Source organism: Aeromonas sp. 601027 (genome assembly GCF_049174455.1).
Taxonomy (GTDB): Bacteria; Pseudomonadota; Gammaproteobacteria; order Enterobacterales; family Aeromonadaceae; genus Aeromonas; species Aeromonas veronii_A.
This window is the reverse complement of record NZ_JAAKTN010000015.1, coordinates 84,297-106,014: the sequence shown is the minus strand read 5'-3', so window position 1 is coordinate 106,014 and position 21,718 is coordinate 84,297. Positions and strand designations below refer to the sequence as shown.

The following is a 21,718-nucleotide window of genomic DNA, read 5'->3' as shown; positions in this document are numbered from 1 at the left end:
GTGATCCAAAGTTGAAAGCAAAACGGCAACCCGAGGTTGCCGTTACTTTTTAGCATCTATCAGTTCTGTCGCTCAGCGCACATTTTCCATGTTGTGAAACGATTTCACACTATCTAGGCTTCATATCTCATCATCGGCACCGCGGTCCCCCGATTACATTATATGTAGTTTTGTATATCTGAGGCGTGTCTCTTAACTCTGTCTGTTCAGGAGCACAGCTATGGCAGTTATAAAGGATAACAACATCAAGATAGGTGAAGATACAGTACCTCCCACTTTTTATATCGGTCTTACTATGGCTGGTGCCATCTCCGCAGGTGCCTATTCGGCAGGAGTGATGGATTTTCTACTGTCCGCATTGGAAGAGTGGGAAAAACAGAAACGAATAGACCTTGAAAACGGGGAAAAAACTGTTCCGAATCATCAAGTAGTTATTTCAGTGATGACAGGCTCTTCCGCAGGTGCCGTCACAGCGGCACTTACCATCCCAGCATTATCTGCTGGATTTGTGCAGGAGAAAGATTATACCCTAAAAAACCTCTATCGCCCTTGGGTAGAACAGCTCCGTTTTGATCCACTCAAAGGACAAGGCTTACTTGCACAAAATGACCTTAAAGGGGATGGCAAAGTTTACTCCTTACTTGATAGCAGCAGTTTGCAACTTATTGCCAATGAGGCACTTAAGAACGCTCACACCATTACACCAGCCAAACCATATCTGGCCGATGAACTACATTTATTTTTCACTCATAGCAATTTACGTGGCATTCCTTACAAAATTCTTTTCAATACCGTGCAGTATAACTTAGAAAATAAACATAACAAAGATGAAACAAATGATGGATACAATATGATGCTGCATGCTGACAGAACGCATTTTGCTCTGAAAGATACAGGTAATCATCCGATACAGCAAGGCTGGGCAGATTGTGAATATGCTTTTCCATTAAAAATATCTGATGCAGCCAGTTTTTCTGGGCATTGGCCTGGTTATATTAATGCAGCAATTCTATCTGGCGCCTTTCCGATTGGTTTAGCCGCTGTCGATTACAACTATCAAGACTCTACCAGCGTAAAAACGAGAGCGTGGCCAATGTTAAGTCACCCTTGTAATAGTTGGGAAGAAGCGAAGGAACAATATAAACAGATAAAACCAGCAATTCCTGATGGCATTATTCCCAATTTCAAATATACCGGTGTGGATGGCGGAGTACTGGACAATGAACCATTTCAACTGGCTCGCTGGTGCCTAATGCGCACACCCGGCAAACCCAATACCCGTAACGAAGATATTAACACTCCCCTTGAGGCACGGATAAAAAACGGAGAAATCGTCGATCGTGCGGTTATCATGATAGATCCCTTTCCTGAACCAGATATTTGGTCCGATTGGTCACCCAAGGATCGTCTCCTGACGAACGTGATCTCCAAGTTGTTTCCCATGATGAAGGCACAGGCTCGCTGCAAGATGGAAGAGGCTTTTGCAGCTATGGATGACAGTATCTACAGTCGTCATCTTATTGCTCCGATTAGAGACGTTAATGGCAAGGCGCACGACTATGCAATTGCCTGTGGCTTGTTGGGTGGTTTTGGTGGTTTTCTATCACAAAATTTTCGCCACCATGACTATCAACTAGGACGACGCAACTGCCAACAGTTTTTGCGCCAACATTTATCACTCCCCCCCCACTATGCAATTGTCAATACTGGTTATAGCAAGATAACGCTAACCCAGAATACGATGGATAAACTACCATTAATTCCACTAGTGGGGGCCTTAGAAAAGGAGATAGAAATTCCCGCATGGCCAAGGGTAGAAATCAAAGATGTAGAAAAGTGCATTGATCTGGCGATGGCAAGATTAACGTCGATTAAGACAGAGTTGCTAAGGAGTCAGAACCGTTCTACCGCCATGGCGGCGGGCATTTTCTGGTGGTGGAAAAAAGATGACGTGAAAGATTACATGCGTTTTACCCTGCTATCAGAGCTAGTTCGTCGTGACCAGTTGACTGGTTGGTGGGATGCAGAAAAAATGACAGAAGCTCAGCGCCTAATCTATACCGAACTTGCCAGACCGAAATATGATGTGCGCACGGCCAAGGGAATTAGAGAGTCATTAAAACGAAGAGGGATAAGTGAGCAAAAACTCGACAGCATGGGAATGAACGAGAAGGAAATAACGACAATTCTCGAACAATCACATTATATTGTTAAGGGGCCAGCGGTATATGATGGCCGACCCAGCTACGTTTTATCTGAACGCTATGAACGCCCCCTCTTTAAATGGTGGGATGAGTGGAAGAAGGGAAAGCCGACCCACGACCTAGACTAATTTTATCAACACCCCAGCTCTGCAAAATGCATAATTTTATTTGCCATACACATCTGATGTCATCTGAAAAAATGGCAACCCTGGGTTGCCGTTTTTTATTGCTCACCGCCGTTCAGGCGCTGGCATTGAGCAGTTTGCCCACCCCCTCCCCCTTGCCATTGGGCAGGGTCTGTTTAAAGGCGCCGAGCAGCTGGTCGAGGTTGAGATTGCTGGCACCGAGGGAATCCTTGAGGGTATCGAGCTCGCTTTGCAGCGCATCGAGGCGGGTGCTCTGGGTACCATTAGCCAACTGGCTACGGGCGCTATCGATGGCGGCAGGGAGGGATTGGCCGCCATTCTCCTGCCCCAGAGTCTGCATCAGCTCCCCCATAAAGTGGTTGATGGCAGCGCGGTTCTGCTCGCTATTGACATCCTTGATTCCCAGCCGCTGGAACAAGCTCTGGACGGTAGGGGCGAGGCGATCTTCCTGCACTGTTTGCTGCACAGACTCAGGTTTGGCACTGCTGCCGAGCAGCTGACTGCCCAGCTTGAGGGCGATAGAGGCAAGGGGAAGCTGGTTGCTGATCATGATATCTCTCCGCGACAACGACCCTTGATGGTGTTGCCAAGAGGAATGCATAAGCGGGGCCAGAACGATGAAAAAACGCCAACCATAGCCAACTCATTGAACAACCTAGCAATTTGAGTGACCGCCTCGTGCTTGGGCATTGCAACTGAGGTCATCACAAGAGAGCCGGGCGGCCAGCGGCTGCCGCTGCAGTTCCAGGCGGCAAAGGGGCATTACCGCAGCAAACCGGAGACGGCAGGGCTCCTCTTCGCTATATACCGCTACATGCCCGCCATCCCCTTGATCACGTCATTTTTCATTCATTAAACTTATGGGCATTAAGATAATGTAAATTTTCTTATCTAACATGTTCGCGCATGATGGCTCTCAAACCGGATTTGCCGTTGCCGCTATGCTGGCTGGCAGCCGCCTTCTCCCAGCCTCTTTCGTTTATGGAGTCGCTATGTCCCTGATCACCCCCTATATCTCCCCCGAAGTCAACCAGCTGGCTCCCGGCTTTCGCGCTTTGAGCATCACGGTGCAGGCCGCCGCCGTGGTCGACCCGAACGTGGGGGCGCGCGCCCTTGATGAAGCCTGCACCGCCATGCTGACCGCCGATGTGCCGTGGGCAGAGGCGCATCTCGCCGCCTGGGGCGAGCTGTTCAGAAAATTTGGCGCCAAGCCGCAGCGGACTCCCTGTTCCGCCGAGGCTCTGAGAAAGCGGGTCGCCCGCGATGGCAACCTGCCCGCCATCGATCCCGTAGTCGATCTCTACAACGCCATCAGTATCCGCTACGCCATTCCGGTGGGGGGCGAAAACCTGCTCACCTATGAGGGACTACCGCGACTGGTGGTAGCCGATGGCAGCGAGCAGTTCGATACCATGAAGGGGGGCGAACCCGCACACGAATCTCCGGAACCCGGCGAGGTGGTCTGGCGGGATGACAAGGGGGTCACCTGTCGGCGCTGGAACTGGCGGCAGGGTGTGCGTACCCGACTCAGTGTCGATTCGGGCCAGATGTGGTTCATTCTGGAGAGCCTGACCGAGATGCCGCTGGCTGCGCTGCATGAGGCGGGAGAAAAACTGATCGCCGGGCTGCGGGAGATGATGCCGGAAGCGGTGATCGCACAGAGCCTGCTCGGCTATGTTGAGTAAACCGAAGGACGAGCCAACTCGTCACCGATAGATACAGAGAGGGGCGCCACAGCGCCCCTCTCTCTTTTCACCCTGCTCAGCCCAGCAGCATATAAAGCTGGTGAGCGGCTACCCCGGCGCACAGGCCGCCGATGGTGTGGGCGACGATGGCGCGGGAGGTGAGGTGGCGATAACCGAGAGCATCCAGCATGGCGGTGTGGGTGCTCAGGAAGCCACTCCAGCACATCCCCATGGCGGTAAACACCGCGACCTCGTTACCGGTGATCCACCCTTTGGCGATAAAGGGGGGCACCAGCGACATGGCGGCACCGACCGCACCGAGCGAGGTGGCGGGGAAAGCGACCAGCTCCGGCTGCTGGAAGCCAAACAGCAGGTCAAACAGCCAGCCAGCCTTGGCAGCCAGCACCGGCAGCAGGGCTACCCCCTGGAAGGCTTCGCCGGTATAGCCCTTGTCGCCGGGGCCGAAGGTGAGCAGCATGACGAAGGTACTGATGATGAGCACACCCGGGATCACCGCCATCCCCAGCTCCACACCGGATTTGCCGCCATCGAGCAGAGAGTTGAGGATCCGCAGCCAGCCGGGAGCCGCCTCTTTGGTCACCCCGACCTTGTGCCCCTTGGCAACAATCGGCTCATCGTCCAGCACCTCGCCCACCAGCGGGCGGATCATCCGTTGCATCAATCGGGTAGAGACCACCGAGCCTACCAGAGCGCCGAGCAGCCCGATGAGCGCCGCGCTTGCAGTGGATTCACCGCCCGGCAGCTGCAAGGTGGCCATAAAGGTCACCACGATCAGCCCCATGCCGAAGGCGGTTCCGAAGTTAGTGAGCGACACCAGTTGCCATGGAGTGAAGCCTTTGCGAAAGCGGCTGTCCTTGGCGAGGCTGATCACCGCCGGGTTGTCGGAGAAGAAGGTCATCAGCGCCGCCAATGCGGTGCGACCGGGCAGACGAAACACCGGTTTCATCAGGGGTGCCAGCAGCACCTCCAGCAGTCGGATCACCCCGAATTCGCTCAGCAGCTGGCTGAGGGCGCCGGAAAGTACGGTGATCCCCATGATAAAGAGCACGGTATTGAGCAGCAGCTGGTGGGCGGTATTGAACAGGGTGTTGACCATGGCGGAGAGGCCCATCTGGCTGCCGAGGTAGCCAAACAGGCTGCCCAGGATCAGCAGCACCAGCACGGGCTCAAGCCACTCGCGGATGGTGGCCAGTCGCCCCTTTGAGTCTATAACTACTTGATTTTCCATATCTATCCTGCCGTCATTCTGTGCGTGTGTGATTGTTGTTATGGTAAAAGAGCGGTGTTGAACCAATGAAAAAAAGCCCTTGTCTTGCGACAAGGGCTTTTCGGTTTGGCTCCTCCTGCTGGGCTCGAACCAGCGACCTGCGGATTAACAGTCCGTCGCTCTACCGACTGAGCTAAGGAGGAATTATTCGTGGTGCCCAGAGACGGAATCGAACCGCCGACACGGGGATTTTCAATCCCCTGCTCTACCGACTGAGCTATCTGGGCAAATGGTGCCGGCTACCGGAATCGAACTGGTGACCTACTGATTACAAGTCAGTTGCTCTACCTACTGAGCTAAGCCGGCACACTTTAAACCATTGTGCATGAACAAATTTTTATTTCATGGCACCAAATTTTGGTGCCCAGAGACGGAATCGAACCGCCGACACGGGGATTTTCAATCCCCTGCTCTACCGACTGAGCTATCTGGGCGTGGGCGCTATTAAACGGATTTTAAGGCGGATGGTCAACGGGAAATTTCACTTTTTGTCTCGTTCGTCTCTTTTTTGCGCAACATCGTCCATTTCTGCCACTTCCTCGGCACAGGCCGCGCGTTTTCGCCCCCAGACTCTGGGTTCTTCCCCCTTGAGCAGGCGGGAGATGTTCTCGTGATGGCGGATCAGGATGAGGCAGGATAGCAGCGAGACAGGGAGGGTATATTCGGGTTTGAGCAGGTAGGTAAAGAGCGGCGTCAGCAGCACGGTAATGATGGAGGCCAGCGAGGAGTAGCCGCTCACCAGCAGCACCAGCAGCCAGGTGCCAATCACGGCGCCCCCCATGGTAAAGCCGATGGGCATCATGGTCCCCAGTGCCGTGGCCACCCCCTTGCCACCACGAAAATGAAAGAAGATGGGGTACATATGGCCGAGGCAGGCGGCGACCCCGATAAAGCCGAGGTAGACGGGTTTGATCTGCAGATACCAGGCGAGATAGACGGGCACAGTGCCCTTGAGCACATCGAGCAGCAGCACCACCAACGCCGCCATCCGGCCACCGAGGCGCAGCACATTGGTTGCCCCCGGATTGTGGGAGCCATGATCCCGCGGGTCGGGCAGACCGGTGCAGCGGGAGACCAGCACAGCACTGGATAGTGAACCACCCAGGTAGGCCAGAATAATCATCAAAATCGTCAGGGCCGTCATCTTGGTCGTTTTTACCACGATATGAATGGGGTATGATGCGGGCCACATACGCTGGCATGGGCCCATGCCCACCCAGAGCGCCTCGGCAAGCCTGTTGCCCGGCCAGCATCCCTGCGCTGTCATCACAGCCCATCAAGAGTAAAGAAGAAGTACAGTCATGGACAAGGTGTTTATTCGCGGACTCGAAGTTTTGACCACCATAGGTGTATATGAGTGGGAGAAGGGCATTCGCCAAAAGCTCCGTTTTGACCTCGAGATGGGGTTCGATAACCGCCCCGCGGCAGCAACCGACGACATCAATCTGGCACTGGATTATGCCGACCTCTCCAACAAGATTTGCGAGCATGTCACCGGCAAAGTCGTTGAGCTGGTCGAGACCATGGCCGAGCAGGTTGCCATGCTGGTGCTCGCCGACGAGCGGGTACAGTGGGTCAAGGTGACCCTCACCAAGCCGGGCGCCGTGCCCAATGCCGCCGGGGTCGGCGTCGAGATCCTGCGCCATCGCACACCAACTGCGAGCAGCAACTGATGACCACCATCTATATCAGCCTCGGCTCCAACATCGAGCGAGAGCGCCATATTCGCGCCGGGCTCGATGCCCTGCACGCCGAGTTTGGCGAGCTGCGGGTCTCCCGGGTATTCGAGAGCGAGGCAGTCGGCTTCAACGGCCGCCCCTTCTACAACCTGGTGGCGGCTGCCGAGACCGATCTGCCGCTGACCACCGTCTGCCAGCGACTGCGGGCCATGGAGTTCGCCCACGGCCGCGAGCCGGATGCCAAGAAGTTCGCCCCGCGCACCCTGGATCTCGATCTGCTGCTCTATGGCGATCTGGTCTGCGACACCCCGCTGGTGCTGCCGCGTGGTGAAGTGCTCACCAACGCCTTCGTGCTCTGGCCACTGGCCGAGCTGGCCCCCAAACTGCGCCACCCCGTCGATGGCCGCACCATGGGCGAGCTGTGGCAAGCCTATGACAAGGCCTCCCAGCAGCTGTGCCCCATTCCCTTTCACTGGGAAGCGTGCGAATTGCAGCATCACTGATCCGCAAGGGCGCCTCACGGCGCCCTTGTTGTTTGCACAGACAGGGTTGCTTATCACGGATAAGAAAGTGTCATTGGGCCTGACCCTGCGAGGCTGGCAGGATAGCGCCCACTACAGGAGAACCCCATGCCACTCGATACCATTCACCATTTCAACTGCCAACTGCTGGCAGAACTGCCCCACCAGCGCTATGAGCATGAACCCATCCTCGACTACGCCACCGATGAAAAGGTCAAGGCCCGCCTCGGCTGGCAGGCGGAGTTCAGCAAGACCCTGTTTCTCAAGTTCAAGGATGGCCGCTTCGCCCTGCTGCTGACCCACAGGGACGGACGGCTCGACAACAAGGCGGTCAAGGCCGCACTCGGTGCCAAGCCCTCCATCTGCACCGCCGAAGAGATGCAGGCGGAGATCGGCTGCCTGCCGGGGGCGGTTTGCCCCTTCCTGCCCCGTGCCGATATTCCGCTACTGGTGGATCCGCAACTGCTCAACCACACCGCCTTCACCTGGACTCCGGGCCACCCGGAGCAGACCTTTCTGCTGGCGACCGAGCATCTGGCCGAAGTGCTGGCGCAGCTCCCCTGCCAAGTCAGCTATCTGCCCGCGCCGATGGCGTAGCCCCATCGCGCGCCAGCTGGGCGAAGATCAGCGCCGCCAGCATGGAGAGCAGGCCGACACAGAGGTAGGTAAGATGGAACCCGGCCAGCCACTGGCCGTTGGCCGCTGAGGTACCCGCCGAGAAGAGCCCGAGCAGGCTGGCGGCAATCGCCACACCCAAACTCATGGAGAGCTGCATCACCACCGAGAGCAGACCGTTGCCACTGCTGGCCAGGGTCGGGCTGAGATCTTGCAGCGTGAGAGTGTTCATGGCGGAGAACTGCAGCGAGTTGATGGCGCCGAAGATCGCCAGCCAGCCCAGCAAGACCCCGTAAGGGAGCTGGTTGTCGATAAAGTAGAAGCTGGCGATCATCGCCCCCAGCAACAGGGTGTTGCCGATCAGAATGCGGCGATAGCCCACCTTCGGAATAAGCTTGTTCACCAGCGTCTTGGTCAGCATGGCGCCAATAACTGTAGGGATCATGGTCATCCCCGCCTTGCTCGGCGAGAAACCGAGCCCCAGTTGCAGAAACAGCGGAGTGAGGAAGGGCATGGCGCCGCTGCCGAGGCGGGCAAACAGGTTGCCCCAGATGCCGATGGCAAAGGTGGCGGTCTTGAACAGGTTCAGGCTAAAGAGCGGCTGCGGTGCATTGGCGGCATAGAGCCAGTAGCTCGCCATCGCCGCCAAGCCGAAGATCAGTGCAAACAGCGCCCAACCGGTGGAGATGCTGTGCTCCCCCAGCCCCTGCAAGCCGACCGACACCAGCACCATGCCGACGCTGAACATCACAAAGCCCTGCCAGTCGAACCGGGCGGTCTGCTGCCGCAGCTCCGGCATAAAGTGCCAGCTGGCGATAAAGCCGAGCAGCCCCACCGGCAGGTTGATGAGAAACACCCAGTGCCAGCTCGCCACTTCCACCAGCCAGCCACCGAGCGCCGGCCCCATCAACGGGCCGAGCAGCCCCGGGATGGTGACAAACGACATCACCCGCAGCAGCTCGTGCTTGTCATAGACCCGCAGCACCGCCAACCGTCCCACCGGCATCAGCAGCGCACCGCCAATCCCCTGAAGCACACGGGCGGCCACCAGCATGGAGAGCGAATTGGAGGCGGCGCAGGCGAGCGAGCCGAGGGTAAAGAGCGAGATGGCGGCCAGATAGATGCGGCGGGTGCCGAACCTGTCAGCCAGCCAGCCGGAAGCCGGGATCAGCAACGCCACCGTCAACATGTAGGCAATGATCACCGACTGCATCTGCAGCGGGCTCTCTCCCAAGGTCTCGGCCATGCTGGGCAGGGCGGTGTTGAGAATGGTGCCATCCAGCGCCTGCATAAAGAAACCGACCGCCGCCAGCAGGGGCAGCCACTTGCGCTGGGCATCTGTCACTGTGTGGCTCATTGCCACCTCCATTATTTTTGCGGGGGAGCGGCGGCGGTCAGGAAGAGATCGACACAACTCAGGGTCCAGGCATCCTGCTCGGCAGCGCTCTGGGTCAACGGCAGACCCAGCTCACGGAGCATTCGCTCCTTGCCCTGCCACATCAGCAACAGCTGCATGGCGGCCTGTTCACTGTCTTGATGGCAAAGCAGGCCTTGCTGCTTCTGCTGCTCCAGCCAGTTGGACAGCATCTCGGTCACATAGAGCGGGCCCGCCTCGAAAAAAAGGGTGGCCAGCTGGGCATCGTTGCAGCTGATGCAGGTGCGAAAGATATTGATGGCATCATCGCTCAGGATCAACTTGCGAAAGCTGCGACCAAAGGCAATCAGACTCTCCCGCACATTGTTGCCACGCAGCAACACCTCCGGCATCAGCTCGCTGCTGACGCACTTGCTGCCCACCGCTTCGGCAAACAGCGACTCCTTGTTGGCAAAATGGCTGTAGACCGTCTGCTTGGAGACGCCCGCTTCACTGGCCACCATGTCCATGCTGACCAGATGCAGACCGTGCTGACAGAAGAGCCGCCCGGCAGCATCGAGGATCGCAGCCCGCTTCTGCTGACTACGGGGTGAAATGTTCATTTTTCCTCCACAATCAAACTGGACAGTCTAGTCTCGAAAAACTAGACTCACCGGTGTGATTTGATGTTATGTCAACCAGAGGATGATGTCATGACACTTTGCTTAATCCTGCTGGCGCTGTTACTGAGTGGCTGCAGCCCGGTCACAGAGTCAGAAGAAACACCCGCCCTGACCCGGGTGATCGCCCAGCCGCTGCAAGCCAGCGATCACTACCCGGTGCTGCACCGCTTCAATGGCCGGGTGATCGCCCCCGAGCACAGCCAGATAGGCTTCGAGCTGGCAGGGCGGATCGCTACCCTGCACAAGGGACGCGGAGAGCCGGTCGCGGCTGGCGAACTGCTCGCCACACTGGATACCCGGCTGCTGGCAGTGGAAGCCAAAGAGCTGGCCGCCCGGGCAGCCCAGAACGAGGCCGAGCTGACCCTTGCCCGACAGACGCTCGAACGACTCACCGCTCTGCGCCAGCAGCAGTTCAGCTCCCGTCAGGCGCTGGATGAACAGCAAGGCAAAGTCCACATGCTGGAGGCAAGCGCCAACCAGCTGGCCGCCGCCCTCGAAGCCAACCGGGTCAAACAGGAGAAATCACAGCTGCGCGCGCCCTTCAACGGAATCGTAGTCAGCCGCGAGCAGGCATTGGGGGCTGTGGTGGCCGCAGGCCAGCCTCTCTTCTCCCTGACCCGCAGCGGCCAGTGGGAGGCCGATATCGGCGTGCCGGTGAAACAGGCCGAGTCCCTGATCGTCGGCCAACACTACCCCCTGCAAAGCGGTGCGCAATCACTGGAGGGGCGCCTGCTTAATCTGGGGGTACAAGTGGACGGGCAGACCCACACCCGCACCGCCCGCTTCCAGCTGACCCGGGGCGGCGAACAACTGGCAGAGGGGCAACTGATCACCCTGTTGCATCAGACCCGCGAGCCCACCCGCGCTTATGAGGTGCCGCTCACCGCACTGACCCAGGGATTGCGCGGCAGCTGGACCCTCTATCTGCTCAACGACGAAACGCCACCCCGGGTGGTCAGTCGTGATGTCACCCTGCTGCAGCAAGATGGCGAGCGAGCCTGGATCAGTGGGGCCCTGAATGGACAAGAACAGCTGGTGACCGATGGCCTGCATAAGCTGGTGCCGGGCCAACAGGTCACAGTAACAACCAGCGTGGAGCATCAGGCGGTGCATCCGGAGCCACAGTCATGATCCGCCCCTTTATCGAGAATGGTCGCCTGCTGCTGTTGACGGTCGCACTGCTGCTGACCGCCGCCCTTGCGGCATTGCAGACCCTGCCCAGAACCGAAGATCCCCAGCTCACCAGCCGTTTTGCCAGCGTGGTTACCCATTTCCCCGGGGCCAGCGCCGAGCGGGTGGAGGCGCTGGTGAGCGAGCCCATCGAGAACCGGCTGCGGGCCCAGAGCGAGATCAAGCTGATCGAGTCGAGCTCTCGCCCCGGTCTCTCCATCATCAATCTGGAGCTCAAGGATGAGGTCAGCGATGTCGAGCCGGTCTGGTCCAGAGTCCGTGACCGGCTGGCAGATCTTGCCGCCGGACTGCCAGCCGGCGCTGGTGCCCCCAAGCTGGATGACGAGAAGGGCTACCCCTTCACCCGGCTGATCAATGTGGTCTGGCGCGGGCCGGGCCAGCCGCAGCTGGATCGCCTCGCCCGCTACAGCGCCGAGCTGGAACGCCGGGCTCGCCAGCTGCCGGGCACCGAATATGTCGAACGAACTGGCGCCCCCCAGGAGGAGATCGAGGTGCGCTTCGATCCCCTCGCCCTCAGCGCCAGCGGCATGAGTGGCGAACAGCTTGCCCAGGCGCTGAGTGGTGCCGATGCCAAAGTGGCCGCCGGGGAGTTGCAGGGCAGCCACAATCGCTTTCAGGTAGAGATCCGCGGTGCCCTCGATACCCTGGAGCGGATCCGCCAGATCCCGCTGCGTACCGGCGAGCAGGGCCAGACCCTGCGCCTTGGCGATCTGGCCGAGGTAAGACGTACCCTGCACCAGCCGGAGAGCCAGCTGGCCTTTGCCAATGGTGAGCGGGCCGTGGTGGTCGGTCTGCGCATGGCACCGGATCACCGTATCGACCTCTGGTCGGCACGGGTCGATACCATGCTGGCCCAGCTGCAACAGGACTTGCCGGATAATATCGGCCTCGTCACCAGCTTCGATCAGCAGCGTTATACCGATCAGCGGCTCGACACCCTGCTCATCAACATTGTGCAGGGCTTCCTCATCATAGTGGCAGTGCTGCTGGTGACCTTGGGAGTCAAGGCCGCCATTATCGTGGCCCTGTCGCTGCCGCTTACCGTGGCGTTCTCATTCGCCTGCATGAACCTGATCAATCTGCCCATTCACCAGATGTCGGTCACCGGTCTGGTGGTGGCGCTCGGGATCATGGTGGACAACGCCATCGTCATGGCGGATCGGGTGCAGTATCAGCGCCGCCACGGCATGGCCATGAGTGCCGCCGCACTGGAAGCCATCGGCCACCTCTGGCTGCCACTGCTGGGCTCCACCCTCACCACCATGCTCGCCTTTATGCCGATCATTCTGATGCCGGGCCCGGCGGGCGAGTTTGTCGGCGGCATCGCCTGGGCGGTGATCTGTTCGCTGCTGGGATCCTACCTCATCGCCCACACCCTGGTGGCTGGCCTTGCAGCCCGCTGGATTGGCAGTGACCAGGGGGGACGCTGGTATCAGGATGGCTTGCACCTGCCCCGGGTGAGCGCCCGTTTCCAGCAGAGCATCGCCATGGTGCTGGCTCAACCCTGGCGTACCCTGCTGCTGGTCAGTTTGCTGCCCCTGCTCGGTTTCTGGGTGGCGGGCCGCCTCACCGAACAGTTCTTTCCCCCTGCCGACCGGGACATGATCCACATCGAGGCCAGCCTATCCCCACAGGCGAGCCTGGCGCGCACCCGCGAGCTGGCACTGGGGATCTCCGTCGAGCTGGCCAGCCTCCCCGAGCTGGTTCGTCAGGACTGGGTGGTGGGCGACAACGCCCCCAGCTTCTACTACAACCTGGTGCCCAGAAAACAGGGGCGGGCCGATTACGCCCAGGGGATGATCACCCTGCAGGATGCCGATGCTGCCGAGCGGCTCATTCCACAACTGCAGCAGCGGCTCGATGCAAAATTTCCCGAAGCGCAGATCCTAGTGCGCAAGCTGGAACAGGGGCCGCCTTTCAATGCCCCGGTCGAACTGCGGCTGTTTGGCCCCGACCTCGAACAGCTGCACCGTCTGGGAGAGGAGCTGCGCAGTCTGCTCGCCAATACCCCGGCCGTGGTGCAGACCCGCGCCACCTTGCAGGCAGGGGCCCCCAAACTCTGGTTGCAGGTCGATGAGGAGGCCGCCCGACTGGCAGGCATGAGCCTGACCGATGTTGCCTCCCGGCTGGCGGGCGCACTGGATGGCAGGTTGGGCGGCACTGTGCTGGAAGGCACCGAGTCAATCCCGGTTCGGGTGCGACTGGCCGAGCCCTTGCGTCAGGATCCGGATGCGCTGCTCAATGTGCCGCTATCGCTCACCGGCACCGGCCAGCAAGGGGCTGCCAATCTCACCTTGCGGGCACTGGCCACTCCCGAGCTGCTGCCAAGCTGGGGGGAGATCAGCCGTCGGGATGGGGAGCGGGTCAATGTGCTGGAGGCCTATCTGGCGGTCGGCGTACTGCCGCAAACCGTGTTGGAGCAGGTCAAAGAGAGGCTGGCCGCCAAGGCGCTGGCGTTGCCGCCGGGCTATCGACTGGAGTTTGGCGGGGAAGCCGCCAAGCGGGATGAATCGGTGGGTAATCTGATGGCCCATGTCAGCCTGGTCGCCGTGCTGCTGGTGGCCGTGCTGGTGCTCAGCTTCAACTCGTTCCGGCTGGCAGGCATCGTCACCTTGGTGGCGATCCAGTCGGCGGGGCTCGGGCTGCTGTGGGTCTGGCTGCTAGGGTACCCCTTCGGGTTTACGGTGATCATCGCCCTGCTGGGGCTGATGGGGCTGGCCATCAACGCCGCCATCGTCATTCTGGCTGAGCTGAAGGCAGACCCGCTGGCACAGCAGGGCAATTTGCCGCAGATCCGCGATTTGGTGGCCGGTTGCAGCCGCCACATCGTCTCGACCACCATCACCACGGTGGGCGGCTTCATCCCGCTATTGCTGGGGGGCGGCGGCTTCTGGCCCCCCTTTGCCATCGCCATCGCCGGTGGCACAGCACTGGCGACCCTGCTCTCGTTCTACTTTGTGCCGGTGGCCTTTGTGTTGTTCAACCGCCGCCGTCCTGACCCGGTGCAGGAGAGCGGCAACGCGCAAGATCAGTTGTCGGGCTGACCCAGCATGGCTTTGAGCCGCTCTTCCAGAGTGGGCTCGGGGGCCTTGAGGGTCGCCATAAAGAGCTGCTCGATACCGGCCTTGTCCTGACTTTTCACGATAAACACCAGTCGGGACTGGGCCTTGCCCTCCGGCCAGTCGCCCAGCGCCTGCAGCGGATAGAGCTGGCCGTGGACGCCGTGGATCACCACCGGCTGGCTCTCCCCCTCCAGCTGCAAGATCCCCTTGAGGCGCAGCAGGGCATCGCCGTATTGGGCCTGCACCGCATCGATGGCAGCCAGCAGGCGGGAGGGCTTGAGCGGCTCACCGATACGCAAAGAGAAACTCTCGATGTTGCCGTGCTCGAAGTGGGTGGGCGTAGCTGTGCCCACCTTGGCGGCGAACGGTTGCATCTTCGGCTGCATGGGGGACGCCAGCCCCTGCTTGGGAGATTCGGTGCGCAGCCAAGCCAGCAGCTGGCGCACATCGCGCCCGGCCGCTTCGTTGTAGGCGCCGAGCTTCTCCAGCACTGCTGGCGACAGTTCGCCATTGGTCACCTGCTGGATGGGGGCCGCCGGATTGAGGGCCGCCAGCTGGGCTTCGACCCGTGCCAGCTGCTCGTCATCCACCAGATCGCCTTTGCTCACCACCAGCAGATCCGCCAGCGCCACCTGTTTCACCGCCTCATACTGGGCCGCCAACTGCTGCTCGATATTACCGGCATCCACCACGGTGACAGTGCCATCGAAGCGGTAGCGCTGGGCGATAAAGCCCTCTTCGCGCAGGGTAAAGAGCACGGGGGCCGGATCTGCCAGACCGGTGGTCTCGATAATCAGCCGCTTGAACGGCTTGATCTTGCGCTGGATGGCCTTCATAAACAGCCCCTGCAACGCCTCCACCAACGAGCCCTGCACCGAGCAGCAGATGCAGCCGGAGTCGAGCAGCATCACCTGCTCATCCACCTGTTGCACCAGATGGTGATCCAGCCCCACCGAGCCGAACTCGTTGATCAGCACGGCGCACTCACCGAGCTCCGGCTGCTTGACCCAGTGGTTGAGCAAGGTGGTCTTGCCGCTGCCGAGAAAGCCGGTCAGCAGGGTCACTGGGATACGGGTATCTTGCATATCGGTCATGTCAGATCCTTACCGGTTGGCAAACAGGTCGCTGAGCCAGCGGTTTTCAAAGCGGCCGTGGGGGTCGAGCTCGGCTTTCAACGCCACGAAATCGTTCCAGCGTGGCAACAGGGCCGGGAAGTCGTAGAGGTCCATCGCCAGATGCTTGCCGAAGTGGGGAATGCCGCCAAGCGGCGCCAGCAGTTGTTGCAGCTCGCGCATCTGCTCCATGGAGCCGTTGACGAAGGTGCCATCCGCCGCCAGATAGACCAGAAACCCGATCCAGCAGACCGACTGGCCATAAGCGGCGCTGAGCCAGGCCTCAGAGGGGCCGGTGCAACGCAGGATAAAGGGGTAGTGCAACACGCCCGGGTTGGCCTGCTGCCACGCTTGCAGGGTCTCCAGTGCCTCGTTCATGCGATTAAGCGGCACCGCCACCTCGCAGTTGATCTGGGGGGCCGGGATCCCCTTGCAGAGAATTTGGTAGACATTGCCCACCAGATCGGAGGCATCCTTGAAGCGGCGCACCGTCTCGAAGTGCTCGCCAGCCAGTGCCTCATCCTTGGTGTCTTTCGCCATCTTCTGCAAAGTGGCATCAATGGTGGCATTCATGCGGGCGTCGATATCGCCATCCAGCAGCAGCGGCTCGCTGCCGCCGGCGCGGTAACGGGCCACCTCCTCATCGGAAGCGGGATCCACCAGCCAGATGTGGCTCTCGCCGGTCCAGGCAAACCACCAGCTCTTCACAAAGCCGTGCTCACGGTTGAGCCGCTCGTTGTGCTCCAGGAGGAAGGGGTAATCGGTGGTGAACTTGGTGCAGCGCATAATGCGATTGGGCACAGTGCGCAGGGTGACGTCGAGCAGGATGCCGAGCATCCCCATCCCCATCACGAAGGCCCCGAAGCGCGGGTCGGTGCGATCCACCCGGATGATGTCGCCATTGGCCAGCATCACCGTCATCGCCTCCACCGCATCGCAGAGGGCAGACTGGTGCAGCCCCTGACCGTGGGTGCCGGTGCTGAGGGCGCCGCCCAGGGTCTGAATGCCGATAACGCCCGGGGATGCGGGCAGCATCCGCTCCATGGCGATCAGCTCGGCATAAACGGTATCGAGCGGCGTCCCCGCCTGATATGTCACGGTATCGGCCGTTTTCGCCAGCTGGCCGCGCAGGTGGTGCAAGTCCACCAGCAGCGCCTGACTGCCCTCGGCATAGACGCTGTGGATGGGTTCGAAGGAGAGGCCGGAGCCGATAAGGCGCAGCTTGCGCTCGGGGAGTTCCCGCAGCAGCATTTGCAACTCGTCGCGGGTTTTCGGGCGCCACACCTGATCCAGCGCCCCGAGGGGATTGGTTCTAGACCAGTTGAACAGCACCTCCCGATTACCGATCGCCTTGATGCTGTGAAATGCCTGGAACTGAACCGTCATACCGCGCCTCATCTTTTACTGACGTCAAAATGAGCGCTGATTCTACCGAAAAGCGAGCCGCAAGGCATGAAAAACAAGCCCCTGCACTCGAGGGGGGATAGGGAGAGAGCACTCCCCTACCCTGCCAGACGGGAGCGTGGCCGCCCGTCTGTCACCGATAAATCAGGTCGCATTCGGGATGCCTCGCACCCCATCTGGCTGGCGGGTTTGTGCCTCTTCCGGCAGCAGCTCCTCGCAGAACTGGCGCAGCGGCATGGGACGGGCAAACAGGTATCCCTGTAAATAATCGACCCCTTTGGCCCTGAGGTAGTCAGCCTGACGCTCGCTCTCCACCCCTTCCGCCACCAGCGCCAGACCGAGCCGGGTCGCCAGATCGATCACGTTGTCCACGATATGTTCCGAGAGCGACTCGGTACCGATGCGGGCGATAAAGGATTTGTCGATCTTGAGGTAATCCACATGGAACTGTTGCAGGTAAGCCAGGCTGGAGTGGCCGGTACCAAAGTCGTCGATGGCGAGTTTGACCCCCATCTCGTCCAGCTGGCGGAACAGGGAGAGGGTCTGGGGATCTGACATCAACAGCTCCCGCTCGGTCAGCTCCAGCACCAGTACCACCTTGCCGGGGAGGAAATGCCCGAGGAAGGCGCGACACTCGGCCAGCAGGGCAAAATCGTGGCAATGGGCGGCGCTGATGTTGAAGCTGATATGAAACCCATCGGGCAACTGCTCCTGAGAGCGGTTCAACCGTGTCGCCACCTGCTTCATGATATGGGTGGTCATGGGAACGATCAGTCCCGACTCCTCCGCTTGCGGGATAAAGAGATCGGGCCGGATCACCCCTTCATTGACATGCTCCCAGCGCATCAGCACCTCGGCGCCCATCATCTTGCCGTCGTGGCTGGCAATCAGCGGCTGCAGGTAGGGAACAAACTCCCTGGCTCGCAGGGCCCGTCGCAATTCATCTGTTGGCGAGCCGGGACGCCCCAGTACCCACCACACCAGCCAAGCCAGCAAAAGCGAGGAAACAGCCAGCCACGACAGCGCCACATGCCGCGCGGCCCACAGCGACTTCCAGTAGACCGGCATGGCATAACCGGCATGGATGGTGAAAGGATAATGGGATGAGGTGAGGGCCTGGCTGATCCCGCGATGGAGGGTGGGCGCCTCGCTCAGATAGCGGCCAGACTCATTGAGCCAGGCCGACCCCACCTGCAGATAAAGCGCACTGGATTTTCCGCTCATGGAGAGCATGAAACTGAGCTGGGTACTGTCGATGGCGCTCAAGGCGGCATCCTTGCCCTGCTCGGTGCGCACCACCAGCAGCGGGTGATTTTGCCGCACCCGGTTGCCATGCATCAGCAACAGCTTGCGGCCGGTGTAGATGGAGCCGTCATCGGCATCATTGGCCTCACCAAACAGCGAAGTGCAATTGATGATGCCGTTTCGCACCAGATTGACCGAACGCAGGAAGGGCTCGATGGCGACCTTCTTGCGCAGCACCAGCAGGTTGTCGCGACAGGGAGCATTCACCAGAGGCAGCACGGAGCGATTGGCCTGCTCCGCATGATCCAGCATCGACTCCATCAGGGTTCTGGCCTTGTGGGCCGAGGCGCTGGATTCCGCTTTCAGCTCCTGCACATAATTGCTGTGGATGAGCCAAGCTCCCACCAGCAGCGGCAAGGTAAAGACCAGCAAGGCACCGCCGAAGCGTAACCCGGTTCGGGAGAGATCGATCCTGAACAGAAACATAAAGAACCACGCCGCAATTCGTCAGGCCTGCCAACGCAAGCACCCAGTGAACAGATATCCACTTCCCCTCGATAACGATGCCTCATCATTACCGCACATAACCGAACAACATAACCCAAAGCGTTTATAAAACGAACCACCAAACAGGTGGTTGGATCTCTCTAGCAAGGATCGTGCAAACAATCTTCAAAAAAGACGGTGAATAACACACAAATAAATAATGCCGCGTAAATACGCGGCATTATTGGCTTCTTATTGCGCAAATCGCGCAAGAACTCCGTTAAACGGCTTGCTGCAGGATCACCGCATCGGCCTTCTTGGTGTAGGAGGCGATCTCGTTGAAGTTGAGGTAGCGGTAAGTATCTGCCGCAGTGGCATCGAGCGCCTTGGCGTACTGCAGGTACTCCGCCACGGTCGGGATCTTGCCGAGGATGGCGGCAACGGCGGCCAGCTCCGCAGAGGCCAGATAGACGTTGGCACCTTTACCCAGACGGTTCGGGAAGTTACGGGTGGAAGTGGAGACCACCGAGGCTCCTTCCGCTACCCGCGCCTGGTTGCCCATGCACAGGGAGCAGCCCGGGATCTCGATGCGGGCACCGACGCGACCAAAGATGCCGTAGTAGCCCTCTTCGGTCAGCTGATCCTTGTCCATCTTGGTGGGTGGTGCGATCCACATGCGGGTCGGCAGCTCGCCCTGATACTTCTCGAGCAGTTTGCCGGCGGCACGGAAGTGACCGATGTTGGTCATGCAGGAACCGATGAACACCTCGTCGATCTTGTCGCCAGCCACGTCGCTCAGCAGACGGGCATCGTCCGGATCGTTCGGCGCACAGAGGATTGGCTCCTTGATGGTGGCCAGATCGATCTCGATGATTTCGGCGTACTCGGCATCCTTGTCCGCTTCCATCAGGGTCGGGTTGGCCAGCCACTCTTCCATCCCCTTGATGCGACGGGTGATGGTGCGCACGTCACCGTAGCCTTCGGAGAGCATCCATTTCAGCATCACGATGTTGGACTTCAGATACTCGATGATCGGCTCTTTATCCAGCTTGATGGTGCAACCGGCGGCAGAGCGCTCGGCGCTGGCGTCAGCCAGTTCGAACGCCTGCTCTACCTTCAGGGTCGGCAGGCCTTCGATCTCGAGGATGCGGCCGGAGAAGATGTTCTTCTTGCCTGCTTTCTCGACGGTCAGCAGCCCTTTCTGGATGGCGGCATAGGGGATGGCATGGACCAGATCACGCAGGGTGATGCCCGGTTGCAGCTCGCCCTTGAAGCGCACCAGCACGGACTCCGGCATATCCAGCGGCATCACGCCGGTGGCGGCGGCGAAGGCCACCAGACCGGAGCCCGCCGGGAAGGAGATACCGATGGGGAAACGGGTGTGGGAGTCACCACCGGTACCCACGGTATCCGGCAGCAGCATGCGGTTCAGCCAGGAGTGGATGACGCCGTCACCCGGACGCAGAGAGACACCGCCGCGATTCATGATGAAGTCCGGCAGGGTGTGGTGGGTCTGTACGTCGATGGGCTTGGGATAAGCTGCGGTGTGGCAGAAGGACTGCATGGTCAGATCGGCGGAGAAGCCGAGACAGGCCAGATCTTTGAGCTCGTCGCGGGTCATCGGGCCCGTGGTGTCCTGAGAGCCGACCGTGGTCATCTTGGGCTCGCAGTAAGTGCCTGGGCGAATGCCCTTCACGCCGCACGCCTTGCCCACCATCTTCTGGGCCAGGGTGAAGCCTTTACCGGTATCGGCCACCGGCTGCGGGCGACGGAATACGGTGGAGAACGGCAGACCCAGCGCTTCGCGGGCCTTGTCAGTGAGTCCGCGACCGATGATCAGCGGAATACGGCCACCGGCGCGCACTTCGTCGATCAGCACGTCGGTTTTCAGTTCAAACTGCGCCAGCACCTGTTCGGTGCCGTGTTTGCAGATCTTGCCGGCATAGGGGTAGATGTCGATCACATCGCCCATTTCCTGCTTGGAGACGTCCACTTCGATGGGCAGGGCGCCGGCATCTTCCATGGTGTTGAAGAAGATCGGGGCAATCTTGCCACCCAGACAGACACCGCCAGCGCGCTTGTTCGGCACGAACGGAATGTCGTCGCCCATAAACCAGAGCACCGAGTTGGTGGCGGATTTACGGGAAGAGCCGGTACCGACCACGTCACCCACATAGGCCAGCGGGAAGCCTTTCTCTTTCAGGGCATCGATGGTCTTGATGGGGCCGACGGCGCCATCCTTGTCCGGGGTAATGCCGGGACGAGCGTTTTTCAGCATCGCCAGCGCGTGCAGCGGAATGTCCGGGCGGGACCAGGCGTCCGGTGCCGGCGAGAGGTCGTCGGTGTTGGTTTCGCCGGTCACCTTGAACACGGTGACAGTGATCTTCTCGGCCAGTTCTGGGCGGGAGAGGAACCACTCGGCATCAGCCCAGGACTGCATCACCTGTTTGGCGTGGACATTGCCCGCCTTGGCCTTCTCTTCCACGTCGTGGAAAGAGTCAAACATCAGCAGGGTGTGGGAGAGCCCCTTGGCGGCAAGCGGCGCCAGAGTGGCGTGATCCAGCAGGTCGATCAGCGGTTGAATGTTGTAACCACCCTGCATGGTGCCCAGCAGCTCAACAGCTTCGGCGGCAGTCAGGATGGGAGAGTGGGCTTCGCCCTTGGCGACGGCGGTGAGGAAACCGGCTTTGACATAGGCCGCTTCATCAACACCGGGGGGAATACGGGAGGACAACAGCTCTTTCAGAAAGTCTTCTTCGCCAGCGGGCGGGTTCTTGAGCAGCTCAACCAGGGCGGCGACCTGCTCTGCATCCAGAGGTTTGGCAACCACGCCTTCGGCGGCACGTTCTGCGACGTGTTTACGGTATGTTTCAAGCACGACTAATTCCTCTTTGGTCTTTTTTTGGGGTTCGCCCACGCTCGCGGCGATCGTCCTTGCGGGACACCCCGTAGGGTGCTCCCCACTATATAAGTTTTAACGACTAATTAAAATCCAAACCCTGTTTACTTATTCACCACAAAATCGTAACCAATTAAACATGCT

16 protein-coding genes and 4 tRNA genes are annotated in these 21,718 nt (G+C 59.7%); 7 read left to right on the top strand and 13 right to left on the bottom strand.

Going from position 1 to position 21,718, the window contains the following annotated elements; translation table 11 throughout:
- Positions 1-220 precede the first annotated feature (220 nt).
- A complete protein-coding gene (locus G5193_RS17930) occupies positions 221-2,332 on the top strand; it encodes a hypothetical protein (protein WP_421206702.1) in 2,112 nt (703 codons plus the stop codon).
- Positions 2,333-2,444: 112 nt separating this feature from the next.
- Here the strand turns inward: G5193_RS17930 and G5193_RS17925 are convergent, their stop codons facing one another.
- Positions 2,445-2,900, bottom strand: coding sequence for a hypothetical protein (locus G5193_RS17925; protein WP_421206700.1), 456 nt, complete (start codon positions 2,898-2,900; stop codon positions 2,445-2,447).
- 442 nt (positions 2,901-3,342) lie between these two features.
- Here G5193_RS17925 and G5193_RS17920 point away from each other — a divergent pair, with 442 nt between their 5' ends.
- Positions 3,343-4,035 (top strand): B3/4 domain-containing protein, encoded by a 693-nt coding sequence (locus tag G5193_RS17920; RefSeq protein WP_158113363.1) that lies wholly within the window; start codon positions 3,343-3,345, stop codon positions 4,033-4,035.
- 76 nt (positions 4,036-4,111) lie between these two features.
- On the opposite strand, the gene G5193_RS17915 is transcribed toward G5193_RS17920, so the two are convergent.
- The 6 genes from G5193_RS17915 to plsY form a co-directional block, all read right to left on the bottom strand.
- Positions 4,112-5,284, bottom strand: a complete 1,173-nt coding sequence (locus G5193_RS17915; RefSeq protein ID WP_421206698.1) for a nucleoside recognition domain-containing protein — start codon at positions 5,282-5,284, stop codon at positions 4,112-4,114.
- Between the two features lie 106 nt (positions 5,285-5,390).
- Positions 5,391-5,466, bottom strand: a tRNA-Asn gene (locus G5193_RS17910).
- An 8-nt stretch (positions 5,467-5,474) separates the two neighbouring features.
- Positions 5,475-5,550: transfer RNA gene (locus G5193_RS17905), tRNA-Phe, on the bottom strand.
- Between the two features lie 3 nt (positions 5,551-5,553).
- A tRNA-Thr gene (locus G5193_RS17900) sits at positions 5,554-5,629 on the bottom strand.
- A 52-nt stretch (positions 5,630-5,681) separates the two neighbouring features.
- Positions 5,682-5,757, bottom strand: a tRNA-Phe gene (locus G5193_RS17895).
- A gap of 47 nt (positions 5,758-5,804) precedes the next feature.
- On the bottom strand, positions 5,805-6,467 hold the full coding sequence (gene plsY / locus G5193_RS17890) for a glycerol-3-phosphate 1-O-acyltransferase PlsY (RefSeq protein ID WP_031227839.1): 663 nt from the start codon (positions 6,465-6,467) through the stop codon (positions 5,805-5,807).
- Between the two features lie 157 nt (positions 6,468-6,624).
- Here plsY and folB point away from each other — a divergent pair, with 157 nt between their 5' ends.
- The 3 genes from folB (at position 6,625) to G5193_RS17875 (ending at position 8,120) form a co-directional block, all read left to right on the top strand.
- The gene (folB, locus tag G5193_RS17885; RefSeq protein WP_042053564.1) at positions 6,625-6,996 is read left to right on the top strand and encodes a dihydroneopterin aldolase; all 372 of its coding nucleotides are present in this window, start codon (positions 6,625-6,627) and stop codon (positions 6,994-6,996) included.
- Entirely contained in the window at positions 6,996-7,505 is a 510-nt protein-coding gene (gene folK / locus G5193_RS17880; RefSeq protein ID WP_107684303.1) for a 2-amino-4-hydroxy-6-hydroxymethyldihydropteridine diphosphokinase, read from the top strand. The genes folB and folK overlap by 1 nt, the downstream gene beginning before the upstream one ends.
- A 126-nt stretch (positions 7,506-7,631) precedes the next feature.
- On the top strand, positions 7,632-8,120 hold the full coding sequence (locus G5193_RS17875) for a YbaK/EbsC family protein (protein WP_158113362.1): 489 nt from the start codon (positions 7,632-7,634) through the stop codon (positions 8,118-8,120).
- Here the strand turns inward: G5193_RS17875 and mdtD are convergent.
- A complete protein-coding gene (gene mdtD / locus G5193_RS17870; protein WP_201995343.1) occupies positions 8,092-9,495 on the bottom strand; it encodes a multidrug transporter subunit MdtD in 1,404 nt (467 codons plus the stop codon). The two genes, G5193_RS17875 and mdtD, sit on opposite strands and share 29 nt — an antisense overlap.
- Positions 9,496-9,506: 11 nt before the next feature.
- A complete protein-coding gene (locus G5193_RS17865; protein ID WP_158113360.1) occupies positions 9,507-10,115 on the bottom strand; it encodes a TetR/AcrR family transcriptional regulator in 609 nt (202 codons plus the stop codon).
- A 90-nt stretch (positions 10,116-10,205) separates the two neighbouring features.
- Between G5193_RS17865 and G5193_RS17860 the strand changes: the two genes are divergently transcribed.
- Complete coding sequence (locus G5193_RS17860) at positions 10,206-11,306, top strand: efflux RND transporter periplasmic adaptor subunit (protein WP_421206696.1); 1,101 nt, start codon at positions 10,206-10,208, stop codon at positions 11,304-11,306.
- Positions 11,303-14,410: an efflux RND transporter permease subunit gene (locus G5193_RS17855; RefSeq protein WP_421206694.1), complete on the top strand. Its 3,108-nt coding sequence runs from the start codon at positions 11,303-11,305 to the stop codon at positions 14,408-14,410. The genes G5193_RS17860 and G5193_RS17855 overlap by 4 nt, the downstream gene beginning before the upstream one ends.
- On the opposite strand, the gene G5193_RS17850 is transcribed toward G5193_RS17855, so the two are convergent.
- The 4 genes from G5193_RS17850 to acnB form a co-directional block, all read right to left on the bottom strand.
- On the bottom strand, positions 14,395-15,522 hold the full coding sequence (locus tag G5193_RS17850) for a CobW family GTP-binding protein (RefSeq protein WP_421206692.1): 1,128 nt from the start codon (positions 15,520-15,522) through the stop codon (positions 14,395-14,397). The two genes, G5193_RS17855 and G5193_RS17850, sit on opposite strands and share 16 nt — an antisense overlap.
- Before the next feature lie 9 nt (positions 15,523-15,531).
- On the bottom strand, positions 15,532-16,926 hold the full coding sequence (locus G5193_RS17845; RefSeq protein ID WP_421206690.1) for a D-arabinono-1,4-lactone oxidase: 1,395 nt from the start codon (positions 16,924-16,926) through the stop codon (positions 15,532-15,534).
- A gap of 162 nt (positions 16,927-17,088) precedes the next feature.
- Positions 17,089-18,675: an EAL domain-containing protein gene (locus tag G5193_RS17840; protein ID WP_335836901.1), complete on the bottom strand. Its 1,587-nt coding sequence runs from the start codon at positions 18,673-18,675 to the stop codon at positions 17,089-17,091.
- 280 nt (positions 18,676-18,955) lie between these two features.
- Positions 18,956-21,553 carry a bifunctional aconitate hydratase 2/2-methylisocitrate dehydratase gene (gene acnB, locus G5193_RS17835; RefSeq protein WP_421206688.1) on the bottom strand — a complete coding sequence of 866 codons (2,598 nt, stop codon included), beginning with the start codon at positions 21,551-21,553 and terminating at the stop codon, positions 18,956-18,958.
- Positions 21,554-21,718: the final 165 nt, after the last annotated feature.